The sequence below is a fragment of the Candidatus Poriferisodalis sp. genome (genome assembly GCF_965208555.1).
GTDB lineage: Bacteria > Actinomycetota > Acidimicrobiia > Acidimicrobiales > Poriferisodalaceae > Poriferisodalis.
In genome coordinates this window covers 3,568,414-3,586,989 of the sequence record NZ_OZ242342.1, presented here as the reverse complement: position 1 = coordinate 3,586,989, position 18,576 = coordinate 3,568,414, and the positions used below count along the sequence as shown (strand labels likewise).

The window sequence follows — 18,576 nt, the reverse complement described above, 5'->3', positions numbered from 1 at the left end:
CGCAGAGGCATCGGTACTGTCGTCAATTGCGCTATTTTCCCTAGGAGGTGCCCGCCGGCGGCACGATTGGTGTCGCGGCCGGCCAGCGAATGCAAGGAGCCCTGTGGCCTCACCACAGAATTACGTGGCAGTCATCAAGGTGGTGGGCGTCGGGGGCGGCGGCTCAAATGCCGTGAACCGGATGATCGACGTCGGTTTGGGCGGGGTCGAGTTCATCGCTGTCAACACCGACGCCCAGGCGCTGCTGCTGAGCGACGCCGATGTCAAGCTGGACATCGGCCGCCAGCTGACCCGCGGGCTCGGCGCCGGCAGCGATCCTGAGATCGGTACCCGAGCTGCTGAAGAGCACCGCGACGAGATCGCCGAAGCGCTGCAGGGCGCAGACATGGTGTTCATCACAGCCGGGGAAGGCGGCGGCACCGGAACCGGCGGCGCACCGGTGGTCGCCGAAGTCTCCAAAGAGGTCGGAGCGTTGACCATCGGCGTGGTCACGCGCCCGTTTGCCTTCGAGGGCAAGCGCAGGCAGATCCAGGCCGAACAGGGCATCGAGCGGCTCAAGGAACGAGTGGACACGCTCATCGTGATCCCCAATGACCGCTTGCTCACCGTCGCCAGCGAGCACACCTCGATCATCGATGCCTTCCGTATGGCGGACGATGTTCTGCGCGAGGGGGTGTCCGGAATCTCGGGTCTGATCACCACGCCCGGTCTCATCAACACCGACTTCGCAGACGTAAAGGCGATCATGTCAAGCGCCGGCACGGCTCTGATGGGGATCGGCCGTGCTCACGGCGAGAATCGCTCCAAGAACGCGGCTCGACAGGCAGTCTCGTCGTCCTTGCTCGAGGAATCCATCGACGGTGCCCGGGGCATCCTGCTCAACATCGCCGCGGGGCCCGAACTCGGGTTGTTCGAGGTCAACGAGGCGGCGGAAGTCATCCGTGAAGTGGCCCATGCCGAGGCCAACATCATCTTCGGCACCGTCATCGACGACTCGCTTGGGGAAGAGATCCGGGTGACGGTCATCGCCGCGGGCTTCGATCGTTACGGGCCCGGTAGTTCTGAGGCCGGCGTGCTCGGGGACTATGCGGCCTCTCCGGAGAGCGGCGAAGCAGCCGACCCGTTCGGCGACCTCGATGACGACGACGGATCGTTCGACGTGCCCAGCTTCCTGCGGTGACGCCGAGGCCGCGTCGCAACCACTTCCACGCCCCGCACATCGACGCCGGTTGTCGGCATCGCACCGGTGGCATGCAGCGAATCACCGGTCCCTCGGGATGCTGACGCTGCATCGATGCTGCGGGAACAGCACGGTGCACATCTCGATCACTGAGCGCTCCGACGGCGATTGCGCCCCTGTCCATGTGTCCGCTGCCGGCTCGGTGACCGCCTTGCGTCAGGTTCATGGAACGCGGGTCGTCGAAGTCCGACGACCCGGACAGCATCGGGGTGCCAGCGCCGACGCTGCATGGACGGCCGCGCCAGGTGCCACGCTTGCGGTCAGAACTGCTGATTGCGTGCCGATCGTGCTGTACGGGTCCAATGTGAACGGCAGCAGCGCCGTAGCCGCAATTCATGCCGGATGGCGGGGCCTGCTCGAAGGCATCGTGCCTGCTGTGCTCGCCGAGCTCGAACGTCAGGGGATCCGCCACATCCGCGCTGTCGTCGGGCCGCACATCTGCCCCCTGCACTACGAATTCGGCCCCGATCAGCTGATGGCGGCCACACAGGCGCTCGGTCCCGCTGTGGCAAGCACAACGCAGTGGGGCACGCCAGCATTCGATCTCGGCGAAGCCACGCGGCTGGCGCTCCGGCGAAACGGGGCCGTCATCGACGGCGAGATCGGCCGCTGCACCGCTACTGATGAGCGCTACTTCTCGCACCGCGTCCGTGCCGAGCAGGGCCGGACGGCCGTGCTGGTCTGCCTGGAGGCTGAGCCGGAAGGGGAGTCGGGCGATGATTGATGCCGAGGAAGTCCGCCGACGCACCGAGCACGTCAAGCAGCGGATAACCGAAGCCGGCGGCGACATCAGCCGAGTCGGCATAGTGGCGGTGACCAAGGGATTCGACAGCTCGGCGGTCGACGCTGCTGCTCGCGCAGGTTTGGCCATGGTCGGCGAGAACTATGCCCAAGAGCTGCACAGGAAGTGGCACGAGATCAGTGCCGCGACCAAAGAGACGGTCGCTGTCCACTTCATCGGACGGCTGCAATCCAACAAGGTCCGTCAACTGGCCGGCGTGGTGGACGTCTGGCAGAGCGTGGACCGGCTGCGGCTTGTCTCTGAGATCGCACGCCATGATCCGGGGGCTGCGATCTTCGTGCAACTCAACGTGGGCGGCAGCGCCGGGCAAGGCGGTTCCCCGCCGGACGAGGCAGCTTCTGTGGTGGTTGCCGCTCGCCGGGAAGGGCTCAATGTGGCCGGCTGCATGGCGATCGGTCCGCAGGGATCGCCACGGGAGATCGAAACGGCCTTCAGCGAGGTCGCCCGCTTCGCCGATGACCACGACCTCGAGCACCGCTGCATGGGGATGAGCGCTGACCTCGAAGCGGCCGTCAGGGCGGGCTCAACCATGGTCCGCATCGGGACTGCCCTCTTTGGCAGCCGGCCTCTCTGAGGGTGCCTGACCCCAACTTGACAAGTCGGTACCCTGTGCCATCGAGGCAGCCCTTGATGGAGGCTGCCGTTACTGAGGTTCTGCATGGCATCGTTCATGAAGCAGGCAATGAGCTACTTGGGCCTCGGCCCGGACGACAGCTATGCGCCGCCAGCAGAGCGCGCCATGCCGGGCGATATGCCGGCGGCAGAAGCAGTCATCGACCAGACCAGCCAGAGCGGTGTCACGGTGGTGGAAAGGCCGCCGACGGCGACACCGCACACTGCGGCCCCGGCGCCGACCTCCGCTGTACGCCGTGTGGCGACATCAACTGCTCAGCCGTTTGTGCTGATGCCGCGGATGTTCGACGATGCGCAGCAGATCGGCGACCGCTTCAAGCGTGAGCAGCCGATCATCTTGAACTTGCAAGGGCTCGATCGCGACACTGCCCGCCGACTGCTCGATTTCGCCAGCGGGCTGTGCTATGCCCGCGACGGGGAGATGCGCAAAGTCGCCAATGCCGTGTACATGCTTGTGCCCGCAAACGTTGTGGTGAGCGACGACGAGCATCATCCGGTAGCCGCACAGGACGCCGGTCACTGAGGCGTTCCAGCGCGAAACACCAGGTGACGCCATGAGAACCGTGCTGTGCAACCTGCTGTTGCTCTATATCGTCGCGATCTTCGCACGCGTGATATTCAGCTGGATCCCGCTGTCGCCCGAGAGCCCGGTGACTGTGGTGCGCACGTGGCTGGTGCGGATCACCGAGCCCGTCATGGGACCTCTTCGACGAGCCCTGCCGGCAATCCGACTCGGCAGCATGGCACTGGACCTCTCGCCGATCGTGCTGCTCATCGGGCTGCAGATATTCCGGGCGTTCATTTGCGCGACCCCGGGCGGCTAGGGACCGTCCTGCGCAGGCTGGTACATTCCGCGCCATGGCGAGTCCTACTGCCCCTGACGATCCACCTGACACCGAAGGCGAGGGCTTGCTCGAGACCATCGGTGCGCAGCTGGCGGCGCTTGCGGCGCAGGTCTCCGAGATCGACCAGCGCATGGCGAGCGTGGAATCGGGGTCCCCATCCCAGCCCCTGGAAGTGCAGCTCTCGCCCGAGACGGTGGCGCAGATCGCCGATGCGCTCGCGGCGCTGCAGGCAGCCGGCAGTCAGGCGCTGGACGAAGCGTTCAAAACGGCGAGCGACGACCTCACCGAGGCGCTGTCAGGTCTCGTGCGAGCGGAGATATCGAGGACGCTCTCTGATGCCGGCTACACCGTCGAGGTCAGCGAGGCTGCCGAGCCTGCACTCGGCGAGGCTGTCGAGCCTTCAGCAGCCGATGAGCTCTTGGAGCACGACGCCGACTCTGGGTCGGATGCGCTGGCGATGCCGACCATCGTCGCTCCGCTCGCCTCGAGTTCGGTCGGCCCTGCCGAGTCCGAATCAGATTCCGAAGTCGAGTCCGAAGGCGACGCCGTCGATGCCGACCGGCCGCCGCTGGGACTCGACGAGCTCGATGATCCTTTCCTGGATGCGCTGATTCGCAAGGAACCCTTGTCTGCCTAGAAGGCCACGGCCTCAGGAATCGGCATCGGTGACAACGCGAGCGAGCTGAATCTCGGGTTCGTCGGGACCGGGCAGCCACTCGATCTGTCGGGCCAGCACCGCAGCACTCACCAGCGGCTCGTGACGCCGCACGCTGTCCGCATTCGGCGGGCTCCAGCGAATCGTCAGGCTGATCCGGTCGGTGACATCGAGTCCCGCTTCCTTGCGCGTCTGCTGGATGTTGCGGATCAGATCCCGCGCCGCGCCTTCGGCCTCCAGCTCGGGGGTGACCGTGGTATCCAGCACCACCACCAGCTGATGATCGGCCAAGACTGAGGTGGTGGCGGGATCGGCGGGTTGCAGGCTCAGCTGGAATTCGTCCTCGGTCAACCGGTGCCCGCCTGCGATCGCCGTTCCGTCGGCTTCGACGCTCCAGTCACCCGAACGGGCGGCGGCGAAGACTTCTTGGACTGCGCTGCCGAGCCGAGGGCCGAGTGCCGATCCGTCAGGGCGCAGCACCGGCGTGGCCGTCTCGCCCAACTCGTCGCGCAGTATCACTTCTGCGACGTTGATTTCTTCCGCTAGCAGGAAGGCGAACGGCTCGAGCAGTGCCGCTCCTGCACCGGCCACCGTGACGCTCCGCAACGGCAGGCGAACTCGCAAGCCGGCGTCTTCTCGTACCCGCAGAGCAGCCGAAGCAGCGTCACGCACTGCATCCATGCGTGCGACCAAGTCTGGATCCGACGGCAATGCCGCAGCGTCGGGCCAGTCGCTCAAGTGCACGCTCTCGCCACCGGTCAGACCGCCGTAGATCTCCTCGGTGATCATCGGCAGCAAGGGGGCCGCCATGGCGGTGAATACCCTCAGCACCGTGTAGAGCGTGTCGAAGGCCTCTCGATCATCAGCCACCCGGGACACGGCTCCGCCGTTCGGCTCAGCGCCCGCTGCCGGTGAGTCGACAGACGTCTCACCCCAGAATCGTCCACGGCTGCGGCGGATGTACCAGTTGTTCAATGCATCGATGAACGCCTGCAGTTCAGCCGCGGCCCCCGGCAGGTCATACGCATCCAAGCTCTGCGTGACCGATTCCAGCGTGGCCCTGGTCTTGGCCAGCACATAACGGTCGAGCACATCGGGAGAGTCGACCCGAACCTTGGCCTCGTAGCCCTCCGCGTTCGCATACAGCGTGAAGAACGAGTACGCGTTCCAGATGGGGATCAGGATCTGCCTGGCGACATCGTCGATCCCGGCATCGGAGATACGCGTGTTGCCGCCGCGCACGATGTTGTTCGCCATCAGGTACCAACGCAAGGCGTCGGATCCTTGATTGGCGAAGATGTCAGTCGGTTCGGTGTAATTGCGCAACCGCTTGGACAGCTTGCTGCCGTCTGCGGCCAGCAGCACGCCGTGGCAGATCACGTTCTGGAATGCCGGCTGGCCGAACAGCGCCCCAGCCAGCACATGGAGCGTGTAGAACCAGCCGCGGGTCTGATTGATGTACTCGACGATGAAGTCGGCCGGGAAGTTCTGCTCGAACCAGTCCTTGTTCTCGAAGGGGTAATGCACCTGCGCGAACGGCATCGATCCCGACTCGAACCAGCAGTCGAGCACCTCGGGCACACGCCGCATAGTCGAGCGGCCGGTGGGGTCGTCAGGGTTCGGACGGGTCAGCGCATCGATGTACGGCCGATGCAGATCGGTCGGCCGCACTCCGAAGTCGGCCTCGATCTCGTCGAGGCTCCCGTACACATCAGTGCGCGGGTAGGCGGGGTCATCGCTCGTCCAGATGGGTATGGGAGAACCCCAGAACCGATTACGGCTGATGGACCAGTCACGAGCACCTGCCAGCCACTGGCCGAACCGGCCGTCGCGCACGTGCCCGGGCACCCAGTTGATCTGCCGGTTGGTCGCCAGCAACCGCTCGGTGATCTCGGTGACCTTGACGTACCACGAACTGATGGCCTTGTAGATGATCGGTGTATCGGTACGCCAGCAATGCGGGTAGTTGTGCTCGTAGGTGTCGTGGCGCAGCACGCGGTCACGGCGCTTCAGCTCGGCGATGATCTGGGGATTCGCATCGAATACGTTCAAGCCTGACCACAGCGTCACCGGTCCGGCGAAGCAGCCGCGGTCGTCCACGGGCACGGCGTCGCCGATCTCGATGCCGTTGGCTTCGCAGAGGAACTGGTCCTCCTCGCCGAATCCAGGCGCCAGGTGAACCACACCGGTGCCTTCGGAAGTGTCCACGAAATCACCGGCGAGCACCCGGAAGGCTTCGGTGCGATGGCCGAAGAACTCGAACATCGGCGTGTAGCGGCATCCCGCCAACTCGCTGCCGGTCATCGTGCCGACCACGCTGTATGGCTCGAGATCTGGTGCGTAGACCTCGAGGCAGTCGGCTGCCAGCACGAAGCGCCCGCCGCCCAGTGCCTCGGACTCGACGACGGCGTAGGAGATGTCCGTGCCGACGGCGATCGCCAGATTCGACGGCAGCGTCCAGGGTGTCGTCGTCCAGGCCAAGAGTCGCAGCGGCTCCGACGTGCTGTCATCGGCATCGTGCAGCTCGAACCAGACGGTGATGGCAGGATCTTGACGGGGCCTGGTCGCGTCGTCGAGCCGGATCTCGAAGTTCGACAGGGGAGTCTCGGCACCCCAGGAATACGGCATCACTCGGAATGCCTGATACACGAGACCTTGGTCCCAGAGCTGCTTGAACGCCCACATGACCGATTCCATGTAGGGCAGGTCCATCGTCTTGTAGTCGTTGTCGAAGTCCACCCAGCGGGCCTGGCGGGTGACGGTCTCACGCCACTCGGCTGTGTACCGCAGCACCGAGTCGCGGCATTGAGCGTTGAAACGCTCGATGCCGAAGTCGGTGATGGCAGCGCGCCCGCTCACGCCGAGCTCGCGCTCGGTCTCCATCTCGGCAGGCAAGCCGTGACAGTCCCAGCCGAAACGGCGATTGACACGATGGCCGCGCATCGTCTGATACCGAGGAACCACATCCTTGACGTATCCGGTCAGCAGGTGGCCGTGGTGAGGCAGTCCGTTTGCGAATGGCGGGCCGTCGTAGAAGACGAACTCGTCATCCGCCGGCCGGTTGACGATCGAGGCCTCAAACGTTCCCTCGTCCTGCCAGCGCGCCAGGACCCGCTCCTCGATGCGGGGGAAGTTCGCTTGTGCAGGCACGCGCGGATACACGGTGTCAGCCGACTCTCGCTTCACCGACGCCTCCTGCGGGTTCACGAGACAGCGAGGGTACCCCTGAGGTCGGGAAATCGACGGCGCCGCCGTCCGACCGTCGCGCCCGGAATCGGCGACCTAGACTGCCGCTTCGTTTCAGGGGGGAGGGGCCATGGCCGCTGCGAAGAAGGCTTCCACCCGCAAGACCGCCGCGAAGAAGAAGGCGCCCGCTCGCAAGCGCGCCGCCAGTTCGGGAAAGGCCAAGGCAGCCGCCAAGAAGGCAGGTACGCCGAAGAAGGCTCCTGCGAAGAAAGCCGCATCCCGTCGCAAGACCGCAAAACCCCGCTTCGGCGAAGTGTTTCTCGAAAAGCAGCGACAGGCGCTGCTGGCTGAACGACGCCGTTACACCGAGCACGCAGAACGCTACGAAGCCGAGGCCGAACAGCTCGTCAGCGAGCGTGAGCCGGGTGATGTTCAGTTCGATGAGGAGTCGGGCGAAGGGGACTCCATCGCCGTGGAGCGCGATCGAGCGCTGCAGATCTCAGCGCGGGAACGTGAGGAGATCGGCGAGATAGACGCAGCCCTGGCGCGCATCGAAGACGGCACCTATGGCATCTGCGTCGTGTCGGGCAAGCCGATCCCCAAAGAGCGACTGGAGGCGATCCCGCACGCTTCGATGCGCGTGGAGGTCAAGAGCAGCGGCCCGGCGTGGCGCCGGCCCTGACCGGGACGAGGTGCCTGCCAACCGGCAGCCAGCTCCGAGACGCCGTGTGACGCGCAACCTCAACATCGCCATCGCTTCGGGGGTCGTTCTCTGTCTGGACCAGATCACCAAGGCCTGGGCCCTGGCGGCTCTCGAGGATCGCATCATCGACTTGGTGTGGACGCTGCGCCTGCGACTGGTCTACAACACTGGCTTCGCCTTCTCGACGGGAAGCGGGCTCGGTCCGGTGCTCGCACTCGTGGCCCTCGTGATCGTCGGCGTGCTGTGGTCGTCACGACGGCGCGTCCAGGGCATCTGGGGAGCGATGGGCCTCGGCGGGATCATCGGAGGGGCGTTGGGCAATCTGGCTGATCGCGTCTTTCGCGGGGCGGCCTGGGGACGTGGCGCAGTGGTGGACTTCATCGATCTCCAGTGGTGGCCGATATTCAACGTGGCTGATGCCTCCATCACGATCGGGCTCGTCATGGTGTTGTTCCACCTGTACCGCAGCGAACGACGCGGGAGCCGAGCCTCCGAGGAGACGCCTGGGTGACTGAGCGGTTGGCGCGATTCGAGATCCCGGAATCGCTGTCCGGCGAGCGCATCGATCGGGCACTGTCACTGCTGACGGGGAAATCCCGATCGCACACGGCCAAGCTTGTTGCCGAGGGGTGCGTGCTGATCGACGGGCAGGCGGCTCGGGCCAGCTCGGTACGGGTCGCAGCGGGCTCGACGGTCGACATTGCCGAGCTGCAGGCCCGGGCGCAGACTGAACCCCGGAACGATGAGACGGTCCCGTTCGAGATTCTGCATGCCGACGCAGACATCGTGGTCGTGGACAAGCCGCCCGGCGTCATCACGCATCCGGGCAGCGGGCACCCCGCAGGCACGCTCGCGGACGCTCTGGTCGAGCGGTACCCGGAGATGGCTGACGTCGGCCAGCCCGGAAGGCCGGGCATCGTTCACCGGCTCGATCGCGGGACCAGCGGAATCCTGGTGTGCGCACGCAGTTCGCATGCCTACGTCGCCCTCGTCGAGCAGCTCTCGATGCGGCGGGTTCGCCGGCTCTACGCGGCGTTGGCGAAGGGTCACCCGGCTTCTCCGACAGGCACGATCGACGCGCCGGTCGGTCGGGATCGGGAGAATCGCACCCTCATGGCGGTGACATCCGAAGGCCGCGAGGCCCGGACGCACTACAGCGTCGTGGAGACCTACACGCATCCCGTGGAAGCCGCGTTGCTTCGCTGCAGCCTCGAGACAGGACGGACACACCAGATCCGCGTACACCTCGCCAGCATCGGGCTGCCGCTGCTCGGCGACACGATCTACGGCGCGCCGGATCCCTTCGGCATCGACCGCCCGCTCCTGCATGCGATCCGGCTGACGTTCCAGCACCCCGCCTCCGGTGCCGAGGTGAGCTTCGAAGCCCCGATGCCGGAGGACTTCACCGAAGCGCTGGCAGGCTTCGGCTCGCACTCGTCGGTGTTCTGGGCCGAATGAACCGTTACGGCGTCTCCGCGGCGGATCCCGGCCATGGCGCACGTCCCCGGGCGACTTCCGCCACCGCAGCGAGGCTGTAGGAATCCAGCTCGGCGCGCATGCGATGGCCGACTGAATCCCAGATCGCAAGCAAGACGCATTGCCCTTCGTGGTCACAGGCGCCGTCTTGATGAGGCTGGCCGAAGTCGCCGAGCGCGATCGGGCCGTCGACAGCCCGGACGATCATGCCGATCGTGACCTCGGCCGGGTCACGAGCCATCACGTACCCGCCCCCGACGCCACGTTTGGAGCGGACCAATCCGGCCCCTTTGAGTGCGAGCAGGATCTGCTCGAGGTAGGGCTGGGGCAAACCTGTTCGCTCTGCAATGTCGCGCACTGACGTCGGCCGGCCGTTGTCGTTGAGGACCAGGGACAGCAACGCGCGGCTCGCGTAGTCTCCCCGCGTCGAGACCGCCACGATGGGCAGCGTAGCCCCGGCTCTGGAGCGCCCCTAGGGTCCCCAGCATGGAGGGGGGACCGCTGGCGCTTGACCGCACGCTGCCGTCATATGACGATCGCTGTGTCACCGCAGTGGTGCCGGCCCTCCTCGCCGGCGTGGAGGCCAGTCTCGTCAGTGACGCCGTTGCCGCCGCACGCACGGTCGTGCTGCTGGTGATCGACGGCCTCGGATGGCACCAGCTGCGCCGCCATCGTTCTCTCGCTCCGTCGCTTGCTGCAGCCAGCGACGAGACGCCGCCGATCACCACGGTTGCCCCGACCACCACGGCAACGGCACTGACCTCACTGGCTACCGGAGCAGCGCCAGGTGAGCACGGACTCATCGGGTACCGCATTGCCACCCCGGTCGGGCTGCTCAATGCGCTTCGCTGGCGAGCCGGCGGGCGGGACGCACGGGTTGAGCTGCCGCCCGAGGAACTTCAGCCCGTGGAGCCGTTCTGCGGCCAACCCGTTGCCGTTGTGACCCGCTCGGAGTTCCGTCACAGCGGATTCACCGCAGCTCATCTGCGCGGGAGCTCGTTCTGGGGCTGGCACGACGTGCCGGGCATCGTCGCCGCGGTGCGACAAGCGGTGGACGAGGGCTGCCGGCTCGTGTTCGCGTACTACGACACGCTGGACAAGGTCGCTCACGAGTTCGGCCTCGGTGATCGATATCGATCGGCCCTCACTGAGGCGGAAGGCCTGGCTGTTGCTCTGCGGGCCGAGATGCCGGCCGACATCCCGCTCATCGTCACTGCAGATCACGGCGTCGTCGAGGTCCTCGAGCCGCCAGTCATGATCGATCCTGAAGTGGCGGCGCTCACCGACGGCTGGTCCGGCGAAGCCCGGCTGCTGTGGCTGCACGCGCGCACGGGCGCCGAGTCCGAACTGGTGAGCGCTTGCGAGCGCTACGGCGGTTTCGCCGAAATTGCTCCGGTCGCCCGGGTGCTGGACGAACAGTGGCTGGGTCGTCATGTCAGCGTGGCGGCCCGAGGCCGGCTCGGCGATGTCGCGCTGGTGCCCCGAGGTCTGCGAGCGTTCACGATGCCCGACGAGGACCGGCCGCACCATGCGCTCATTGGCCGTCACGGCGGCTTGACCGCCGAAGAAATGCTGGTGCCGTTCGCGCAGATGTGAGCGAGGTGCACAACCGCCTCAGGCCAGGCTGCGCCCAGTGTTTATGCGGTCGGGAGGACTTTGGCCCGGCGGGGATGGATTACTCGCCAGATAGCATTTTGACGGTGGTCGGCGATTCGGTTCAAGGCCCAGAACAGGGTGAGTTGCTGGAGAGCGGACCGCTCACGGAAGACGACATCGACGGCGAAGCCTTCGTTCCCGAACCGGCGAAGCTCATGCGCATCGGGGGCATGATTCGCAAACTGCTCGAAGAAGTCCGCCATGCGGAGCTCGACGAGGCAGGCCGCGACCGCATGCGCGACGTGTATCACCTCTCGGTTGACGAGCTGGCAACGGCGCTGTCCGAGCCACTCGCAGACGAGCTGAATCGGCTTGCGTTGCCCTTCGATGAAGACATCCCGTCAGGCCCTGAGCTGCGAATCGCTCAAGCTCAGCTGGTGGGATGGCTCGAGGGGCTCTTCCACGGCATCCAAGCAGCGGTCTCGGCACAGCAGATGATGGCCGAACGGCAGTTGCGCACGATGCGCGGCAATGCGCTCGAAGCCGGCGGGCAGCCCCAGCAACCTGCGGCACCAGAGCGCGGCGGTGTCTATCTGTGACCGACAACTAACCGAACCGGTTGGCCGGCACCGGGGGATCGGCCAGCAACCATCGCAGGGAGCGAAACGCACATGGCGCTCGAGGTTGAGACAAAGGACTGCACGGCACTCAGCGACGCTGAGATCTCCGAGATGGCCGAATTGGTCACCGGCGAGAACGTCCACTTCGACGTCGGCCATCTCTCCAAGCAGCGCGATGCGTGGGTGCTCGTCACCCATGTGCGGGACGGCACCAAGCTCGCTGCCTACGGCTTCTGCACACTCGAGCGAGTCGGCGGCGATCCGACCGTGCTGATGGGCGCAGGTGCCACACGACGTTCCGCCCGCCGCGACAGCGCCCTGCGAGCGATGATGACCGACCAGCTGCGGCGCGCAGTGCTGGCGTTCCCCGACGAGGACGTGCTGGTGGCGTGCCAGATGGCCGACGCAGCCGCCTTCACCGCATTCAAGCCGCTTGACCGGGTGGTGCCTCGCCCCGGCTACGAGCCGAACGGCGAAGACCGTGCCTGGGGTCGGCGGTTGGCGAAGCGCTTCGATGTGCAGGGCGAGTACAAGGCCCGCGAGTTCAAGGTGTACGGCGATGGCGGGCCGTCATTTGTCCTGAACCACACTGCACCGCGGCCCGAGAAGCTTGACTCGGCGATGATCGGGCTGTTCGACGGGTTCGACACAGCCAACGGCGATGCACTGATCGCGTTCGGCTGGGCCAGCCGGGAAGATCTCGCGAAACTGCTGTAGCGCTCGAGGCCTCATGAGCCTTCGGGCGAGCCGAGCGCATGCGCCTGTGAACCCCGGATTCAGCGAACTCGCCCGCCGGCGACGGATGACCCGGCACTTCTTGCCGGACCCCATCGACGAGCCGTTGCTGGCACGTGTGCTCGACTCGGCGCGCCGGGTGCCGTCGGCTGGCAATGCACAGGGGTTCGACTTCGTTGTGCTGTGCGGTCCGGAGGAGACGGCTCGCTACTGGGATGCAGCCATGCCTGCGGATCGACGGGCCGGTTTTCGCTGGGCCAGTCTGCTCGCCTGCCCGGTCTTGATCACGGTGTGGGCAGATCCACGGGCGTACCTCGAGCGCTATGCAGAGCCCGACAAGGCACAAACCGGCCTCGGCCACCACGCAGGGGACTGGGCGACGCCGTACTGGACGGTGGATGCTGCGTTTGCCGCGATGGCGCTGCAGTTCGCCGCAATCGACGAGGGCCTCGGAGTTCTCTTCTTCGGGATGTTCGAACATGGCGATGCGATCGCCGCCGCACTCGGGGTTCCGGCATCGCACGACGCTGTGGGCGTGATTGCCGTCGGATGGCCGGATCGAGCTGCGGAGACAGCCGGCGGGCCTGCCGCCAGCGAGAACCGCCCGCGGCGCCCGCTATTCGATACAGAACAAGTCCCGGCCCGTGACGGCCACAGCATCGCCAGCCGGCCCGTGGCGCATCGGGGCCGCTGGCTGGGTCACTGGTAAGTTGCTGAGGTGACCGACGAGAGCGCGCCGAACGGAAACCCGCCTGACCGGATCTCCCCAGAACAGATTGCGATGGTCGAGTACCTGCATCTGAACGACGAACCTCACTTGGTCGCGAACGTATGCGACAACTGCGGGGCCACCTATTTCGATCGGCGCAATGCGTGCGCAGCGTGCGGGGCGCGCGAGTTCACAGCATCACGGCTGGCCAACACCGGCTCGGTGCGGACCTTCACCATCGTGCACCGAGCAGCGAGGGGCGTGCCGGCACCGTACGTCTCTGCTGTCGTCGATCTCGACGGCGGCGGGCGCGTCAAGAGCAACATCATCAATGTCGAACCCAAGCCCGAGAACGTGACTCTGGGGATGCGTGTGCGCCTCGCCACGTATGTGACGGCGACCGACGACGACGGCGTCGAAGCTGTCGCCTTCGGCTACGAGCCGGTCGCAGCATGATCCGGAGCGATTCGCGACTGTCACAGCACCTGACCTGACCATCGACCATCATCAAGAACCAGCACCACCGACCATCACACCGACAGGGAGCACCCATGAGCAGCGAAGAACCCGTGTGGATTCTCGGCACCTCGATGACCAAGTTCGGCCGCTACACGGACAAAGACCTGATCGACCTGGCTGCCGAGGCATCCTTGGGAGCACTCGATGACGGCGGCGTGACCATGGCCGAGATGGACGTCCTGGCGGCAGGCTGCCTGTACGAAGCAAACGGCGGCGTCGGTCAGCGCCTGCAGAAGCAGCTGGGCCAGACCGGCATTCCCGTCTACAACGTGGCCAACGCCTGCGCTACCGGGGCAACTGCCGTCCGCACCGTGATGATGGCGATCAAAGCCGGTGAGGCTCACATGGGGCTGGCAGTCGGCGTCGAGCAGATGGGCAAGATGGGCATGCTCGGTGCCGATCGCGCGGCTCGCTCCGACAAGCAGGTGTTCGAGCGCAAGGGCCGCTTCGGCTCCGTCGTCGGAGTCGAGGGTCGCCTCGGCACCAACATGATGCCGGGTGTGTTCGCGCAGGCCGGCATGGAGTACGCCTACGAGAACGACGGAGTCGGTTTCGAGCAGTTCGCCAAGGTGGCCCAGAAGAACCACGAGCACTCCACGCTGAACCCCCTGGCGCAATACCGCAAGGCATTCACGCTGGAAGAGGTGATGGGTTCCGAGGTGATCGCCTACCCGAACACCTTGCTGATGTGCTGCCCCACCGGTGACGGCTCGGCAGCGGTTGTGCTCGTGTCCGACGAGAAGCTGAAGTCGCTGCCGCGAGACCAGCAGCGTCGGGCCGTCAAGGTCTCGGCATCGGTGCTGACTTCAGACCCCTGGACCGAGGGCTGCCAGGTGCAGCCCGATGTCAACACGCTCACCCGCAACGCCGCCGATGCTGCCTACGAGGCCTCCGGAGTCGACCCTGCCGACCTCGACCTCGTCGAACTGCACGACTGCTTCGCCACCGCCGAGCTGCGCCACTACGACAACCTGCGGCTGTGCGAACCCGGAGGTGCCGGCGAGTGGATCGACAAAGGCGGCCCCTGGCGTGACGGCGAGATCCCGGTGAACGTCTCAGGCGGCTTGCTGTCGAAGGGGCACCCGATCGGCGCCACCGGTGTTGCCAACCTGTTCGAAGTGGCCACCCATGTTCGCGGCGAAGCGGGCGACCGCCAGGTCCCCGACGCCAAGGTGGGCCTAGCTCACGTGATCGGTCTGGGCTCCAGCTGCGGCGTGCACATCCTGGAGCGCTCCGGCCTCTAGGCCAGGCTGCAACGGTGCGCGAAATCTACTGAAATTCACTGAGAGCAACCACAAACCATCACTACGCTCGCGAGAGGGCCAGCCTCTCCGGGTGAAGCGCCTTCTCGGACTCGGCCACACCCGGCTGAGGCTGGCCTCTTCGGTCAGCGTACTTCGTCAAGCACCGTCGCGAGGCCTATTTTTCGAACGCCTCGAGCGTGGGTGTCAGCTCGTCGAGGTAGCGCAGCGTCTCGTCTGCCGACGGCAGGTCGAAGTTCACCGGTGTGAACACGAACTGGCTCACTCCCGCGTCGGCGTAGGACTCCAACCGGTCCAGCCGCGGCCTGCCCCAGATATAGAGCGTGATCGGGATGTCATTGGCATCGTCACGACCTGCTTCGGCCGCCAAGCGGCGGAATCGCTCGATGCCGCCGACGACATCGGGTTTGCCGCTGACGTTCATCACGCCGACGTCGATGGGGCACCATTCGTCCGCATACTCCGCCGCATGCTGGATCCCGAGCGGGCCGGCATTGCCGAGAGAGATCGGTACGGATCCCTCCACCGGCTTGGGATAGATCCACGACTCGCTGTGGCGGTCCCAGCGGCCGTCCAGGGCAGGTACGGGGTCGTGCGCCCAGATGGAGCGCATGGCCGCCACCCGTTCCCGCATCGCGCTGTAGCGCTGACGGAAGCGCATGTCGGGCCGGTGATCGGCCAACTCCTCTTGATTCCAGCCGACGCCGATGCCGAGGACCACACGGCCGTCTGACAGCACATCGGCCGAAGCCACGGTCTGGGCAAGATCGATGAGGTCGTGCTGCAGGATGAGGCAGATGCCTGTGCCCAGCTTGATCTTTGACGTGCGTGCCGCCGCGACACCCATCGACACGAACGGGTCCATCATGTGGAAGTAGGTCCCGGGCAGCTGCCCGCCGTTGGGGTAGGGGCTCTGGCGCGACGTGGGAATGTGGGTGTGCTCGGGATACCAGACCGAGTAGTAGCCCCGCGCTTCGAGTTCATGGGCCAGATCGCCTGGATCGATGCCGCCGTAGTGATTGCCGGTCAGGTACCCGAATCTCATGGCGCGCAGCCTAAGTCGCGTGCCCTTGTGTGCGCCCGCTGCGGAGGCGGCAGGGGCCCTCTAGCCGCGGCCGACGAGGGGCATGCCGTTGGCCATCACCGTCATGGTGAGCACGTTGGTGTCGGCGGGGAGTTCCGCCATGTACAGAACAGCGCGCGCCACGTCGTCGACATCCATCAGCGGTTCGGCACGGATGCTGCCGTCCGCTTGAGGGACACCTATGGCCATCGGGGCGGTCAGGGGCGATTCGGCGTTGCCGATGTCGATCTGCCCGACGGTGATGCCGTGATCCCGCCCTTCCAGCGACAGGGCCTTGGTCAGGCCAGTGATCGCGTGCTTCGTAGCCGTGTAGGGCGAGGAATGCGGCCGGGGTGTCTGCGCCGACACCGATCCATTGTTGATGATGCGGCCGCCGGAGGGATCCTGGCGCTTCATCTGGGCGAACGCCGCTCGAGCGCAGAGCCACGAGCCCGTGAGGTTCACCCCGACGGCGGCTATCCAGTCGGCGATGGGCAGCTCATCGATCGGCACTGGGCGGGTGCCCATGCCAGCGTTGTTGAACAGGAGGTCAACTCGGCCGAACCGGTCCATGGCTGCAGCAAAGAGCGCATCGACCTGCTCGGGTACGGAGACATCTGCCGCGACGGCCAGCGAGTCAGCAGCGCACTGATCCACCACCTCGTCGAGCAGCTCCCGGCGACGGCCGCACACGACCGTCTTCCAGCCAGCTTCCGAGAGCGCCAGTGCGCACGCTCGACCGATGCCGGTACCGCCGCCGGTGATGATCGCCACCCGGTCGCTCATCGTTGTGCTCCTTGTCGTTGTCGGCGCTTCTGGATGTTCGCCCACTCGTCACGCAGGCCGACCGTGCGGTGAAACAACCCGGCATGTCGATCATCAGCACAGAAGTAGCCGATGCGTTCGAACTGGGCGACGTCACCAGGGCTGATGTCGGCGATCGCGGGTTCCGCCACGGCATCGAGCAGCTCGCGCGAATCCGGGTGCAAGTCATCGAGGGGGTCGCCGGTGCGCTCGCCGGGCAGCTCAGCGTCGAAGAGTCGCTCATAGGTGGCAGCAGTGATGGGCACAGCGTGCTGTTCGCTCACCCAGTGGATGGTGGCCTTGACTTTGCGGCCGTCGGGTGCCTGGCCGTCTGAGGTCTGCGGATCGTAGGTGCAGTGCACCTCGACGACGTTGCCGTCGCTGTCGGTCATCACGTCAGTGCAGCGAACGAAGTATCCGGCCCGAAGGCGGACTTCTCGTCCCGGAGCCAACCGGAAGAACTTGGGAGGGGCCTCCAGCCGAAAGTCGTCCTCGTCGATCCACAGCGTGCCGCTGAACGGCACCTGCCGCGTACCGGCGGAAGGATCCTCAGGATTGTTGATGGCTTCCCGATACTCGATGGCCGGATTGCCGTCGTCATCGGTGGGCCAGTTGGTGATCACCAGCTTCAGCGGACGCAACACCACCATCCGTCGCGGGGCCGTTGCGTTCAATTCAGCCCGCACAAACGATTCGAGCAGCTCCGGCGCGTGCCGGCTGTTGGTGCGTGCGACACCGATGAAGGAGCAGAAGTCGCGGATCGCCGCCGGGGGATAGCCACGCCTGCGCAGGGCCCGCAGCGTGGGCAGCCGGGGGTCATCCCAGCCTTCGACGTGGCTGTCTTCGACGAGGCGGCGCAGTACGCGCTTGGAGGTGACCGTATGAGTCAGCTCCAGACGGGCGAACTCGGTCTGGTAGGGCCGGTCGCCGTCATGGCCCAGCTGAGCGGTGGGCAAGTGCTCCAAGTACCAGTCGTACAGCGCCCGATTGTCACGGAACTCCAGCGTGCACAGCGAATGCGTGACGCCCTCGACCGCGTCTCCCTGCCCGTGAGCCCAGTCGTAGGTGGGGTAGATGCACCACCGGTCGCCTTGCCGGTAGTGATGCCGGTGGCGGATGCGGTACATCACCGGGTCCCGCATCTGCATGTTCTCGTGCTGCATGTCGATGCGGGCCCGCAGCACCCGGCTGCCTTCTGGGTGCTGGCCGGCAGCCATCTCCCGGAACAGGCGCAGGTTCTCCGACACCGAACGGTCCCGGAACGGGCTGTCCGTTCCCGGCTGGCCGAAGCCTCCTCGTCCAGCAGAGATTGCCTCGGCATCCTGATCGTCGACGTACGCCAGCCCCCGGCTGATCAGCAGCTCCGCCCATTCGTAGAACTGATCGAAGTAGTCGGAGGCGTACCGGATCTCCTGTGGCTCGAATCCGAGCCACGCGACGTCGGAGATGATGCCGTCGACGTACTCGGGGCTCTCGGTGGCGGGATTCGTATCGTCGAATCGCAGGAAGCAGTGCCCGCCGAATTCCGCCGCAACAGTGAAGTCGAGGCAGATCGCCTTGGCATGACCGATGTGGAGGTATCCGTTCGGTTCCGGGGGAAAGCGTGTCTGGACGCGTCCTTCGAACCGGTTCGATGCGGTGTCCGCGACGACGAGGTTGCGGATGAAGTCACGCCCGCCGCTGTCGTCCGGGCTCGGACTCCTCGCTGCGGTTCGATCAGGCACAGGA

20 protein-coding genes are annotated in these 18,576 nt (G+C 65.9%); 15 read left to right on the top strand and 5 right to left on the bottom strand.

Translation table 11 applies throughout. The features are described from left to right. The first annotated feature begins 103 nt into the window (after nt 1-103). From ftsZ to ACOGXE_RS16340, 6 genes are all read left to right on the top strand, one after another. A complete protein-coding gene (gene ftsZ, locus ACOGXE_RS16365) occupies nt 104-1,180 on the top strand; it encodes a cell division protein FtsZ (protein WP_419931949.1) in 1,077 nt (358 codons plus the stop codon). Beyond that, nucleotides 1,086-1,964, top strand: a complete 879-nt coding sequence (locus ACOGXE_RS16360) for a polyphenol oxidase family protein (protein WP_419931948.1) — start codon at nt 1,086-1,088, stop codon at nt 1,962-1,964. Before ftsZ ends, ACOGXE_RS16360 begins: the two co-directional genes overlap by 95 nt. After that, nucleotides 1,957-2,616 (top strand): YggS family pyridoxal phosphate-dependent enzyme, encoded by a 660-nt coding sequence (locus tag ACOGXE_RS16355; protein ID WP_419931947.1) that lies wholly within the window; start codon nt 1,957-1,959, stop codon nt 2,614-2,616. Before ACOGXE_RS16360 ends, ACOGXE_RS16355 begins: the two co-directional genes overlap by 8 nt. Before the next feature lie 84 nt (nt 2,617-2,700). Beyond that, complete coding sequence (locus ACOGXE_RS16350) at nt 2,701-3,198, top strand: cell division protein SepF (protein WP_419931946.1); 498 nt, start codon at nt 2,701-2,703, stop codon at nt 3,196-3,198. 31 nt (nt 3,199-3,229) lie between these two features. After that, entirely contained in the window at nt 3,230-3,499 is a 270-nt protein-coding gene (locus ACOGXE_RS16345) for a YggT family protein (RefSeq protein WP_419931945.1), read from the top strand. 34 nt (nt 3,500-3,533) lie between these two features. Next, a complete protein-coding gene (locus ACOGXE_RS16340) occupies nt 3,534-4,157 on the top strand; it encodes a hypothetical protein (RefSeq protein WP_419931944.1) in 624 nt (207 codons plus the stop codon). 12 nt (nt 4,158-4,169) lie between these two features. On the opposite strand, the gene ileS is transcribed toward ACOGXE_RS16340, so the two are convergent. After that, entirely contained in the window at nt 4,170-7,382 is a 3,213-nt protein-coding gene (gene ileS, locus ACOGXE_RS16335) for an isoleucine--tRNA ligase (RefSeq protein WP_419931943.1), read from the bottom strand. Between the two features lie 109 nt (nt 7,383-7,491). On the opposite strand from ileS, the gene ACOGXE_RS16330 reads away from it, so the two are divergent. The 3 genes from ACOGXE_RS16330 to ACOGXE_RS16320 are packed head-to-tail and all read left to right on the top strand — an operon-like array spanning nt 7,492 to nt 9,522. Beyond that, nucleotides 7,492-8,043 (top strand): TraR/DksA family transcriptional regulator, encoded by a 552-nt coding sequence (locus ACOGXE_RS16330; RefSeq protein WP_419931942.1) that lies wholly within the window; start codon nt 7,492-7,494, stop codon nt 8,041-8,043. Between the two features lie 46 nt (nt 8,044-8,089). Beyond that, nucleotides 8,090-8,575 carry a signal peptidase II gene (locus tag ACOGXE_RS16325; protein WP_419931941.1) on the top strand — a complete coding sequence of 162 codons (486 nt, stop codon included), beginning with the start codon at nt 8,090-8,092 and terminating at the stop codon, nt 8,573-8,575. Next, nucleotides 8,572-9,522 carry an RluA family pseudouridine synthase gene (locus ACOGXE_RS16320; protein WP_419931940.1) on the top strand — a complete coding sequence of 317 codons (951 nt, stop codon included), beginning with the start codon at nt 8,572-8,574 and terminating at the stop codon, nt 9,520-9,522. The genes ACOGXE_RS16325 and ACOGXE_RS16320 overlap by 4 nt, the downstream gene beginning before the upstream one ends. Nucleotides 9,523-9,526: 4 nt before the next feature. Here ACOGXE_RS16320 and ACOGXE_RS16315 read toward each other — a convergent pair whose 3' ends face one another. Further along, nucleotides 9,527-9,979: an RrF2 family transcriptional regulator gene (locus ACOGXE_RS16315; RefSeq protein WP_419931939.1), complete on the bottom strand. Its 453-nt coding sequence runs from the start codon at nt 9,977-9,979 to the stop codon at nt 9,527-9,529. A 47-nt stretch (nt 9,980-10,026) separates the two neighbouring features. Here ACOGXE_RS16315 and ACOGXE_RS16310 point away from each other — a divergent pair, with 47 nt between their 5' ends. The 6 genes from ACOGXE_RS16310 to ACOGXE_RS16285 all read left to right on the top strand — a co-directional run bounded on the left by ACOGXE_RS16310 (nt 10,027) and on the right by ACOGXE_RS16285 (nt 14,963). After that, nucleotides 10,027-11,136, top strand: a complete 1,110-nt coding sequence (locus ACOGXE_RS16310) for an alkaline phosphatase family protein (protein ID WP_419931938.1) — start codon at nt 10,027-10,029, stop codon at nt 11,134-11,136. Between the two features lie 74 nt (nt 11,137-11,210). Beyond that, nucleotides 11,211-11,735 (top strand): proteasome activator, encoded by a 525-nt coding sequence (locus ACOGXE_RS16305; protein ID WP_419931937.1) that lies wholly within the window; start codon nt 11,211-11,213, stop codon nt 11,733-11,735. A 72-nt stretch (nt 11,736-11,807) separates the two neighbouring features. Next, nucleotides 11,808-12,473: a hypothetical protein gene (locus ACOGXE_RS16300; protein ID WP_419931936.1), complete on the top strand. Its 666-nt coding sequence runs from the start codon at nt 11,808-11,810 to the stop codon at nt 12,471-12,473. A 46-nt stretch (nt 12,474-12,519) separates the two neighbouring features. Next, nucleotides 12,520-13,200, top strand: coding sequence for a nitroreductase family protein (locus ACOGXE_RS16295; RefSeq protein ID WP_419931935.1), 681 nt, complete (start codon nt 12,520-12,522; stop codon nt 13,198-13,200). A 72-nt stretch (nt 13,201-13,272) separates the two neighbouring features. Further along, nucleotides 13,273-13,656 carry a Zn-ribbon domain-containing OB-fold protein gene (locus tag ACOGXE_RS16290; RefSeq protein WP_419933544.1) on the top strand — a complete coding sequence of 128 codons (384 nt, stop codon included), beginning with the start codon at nt 13,273-13,275 and terminating at the stop codon, nt 13,654-13,656. Between the two features lie 95 nt (nt 13,657-13,751). Beyond that, complete coding sequence (locus ACOGXE_RS16285; protein ID WP_419931934.1) at nt 13,752-14,963, top strand: thiolase family protein; 1,212 nt, start codon at nt 13,752-13,754, stop codon at nt 14,961-14,963. A 175-nt stretch (nt 14,964-15,138) separates the two neighbouring features. Here ACOGXE_RS16285 and ACOGXE_RS16280 read toward each other — a convergent pair whose 3' ends face one another. The 3 genes from ACOGXE_RS16280 to ACOGXE_RS16270 are packed head-to-tail and all read right to left on the bottom strand — an operon-like array spanning nt 15,139 to nt 18,572. Continuing rightward, on the bottom strand, nt 15,139-16,026 hold the full coding sequence (locus ACOGXE_RS16280; RefSeq protein WP_419931933.1) for a TIGR03619 family F420-dependent LLM class oxidoreductase: 888 nt from the start codon (nt 16,024-16,026) through the stop codon (nt 15,139-15,141). Nucleotides 16,027-16,086: 60 nt separating this feature from the next. After that, nucleotides 16,087-16,830 (bottom strand): SDR family oxidoreductase, encoded by a 744-nt coding sequence (locus tag ACOGXE_RS16275; protein WP_419931932.1) that lies wholly within the window; start codon nt 16,828-16,830, stop codon nt 16,087-16,089. Further along, on the bottom strand, nt 16,827-18,572 hold the full coding sequence (locus tag ACOGXE_RS16270; protein ID WP_419931931.1) for a glutamine--tRNA ligase/YqeY domain fusion protein: 1,746 nt from the start codon (nt 18,570-18,572) through the stop codon (nt 16,827-16,829). Before ACOGXE_RS16270 ends, ACOGXE_RS16275 begins: the two co-directional genes overlap by 4 nt. Between the last annotated feature and the right edge of the window lie 4 nt (nt 18,573-18,576).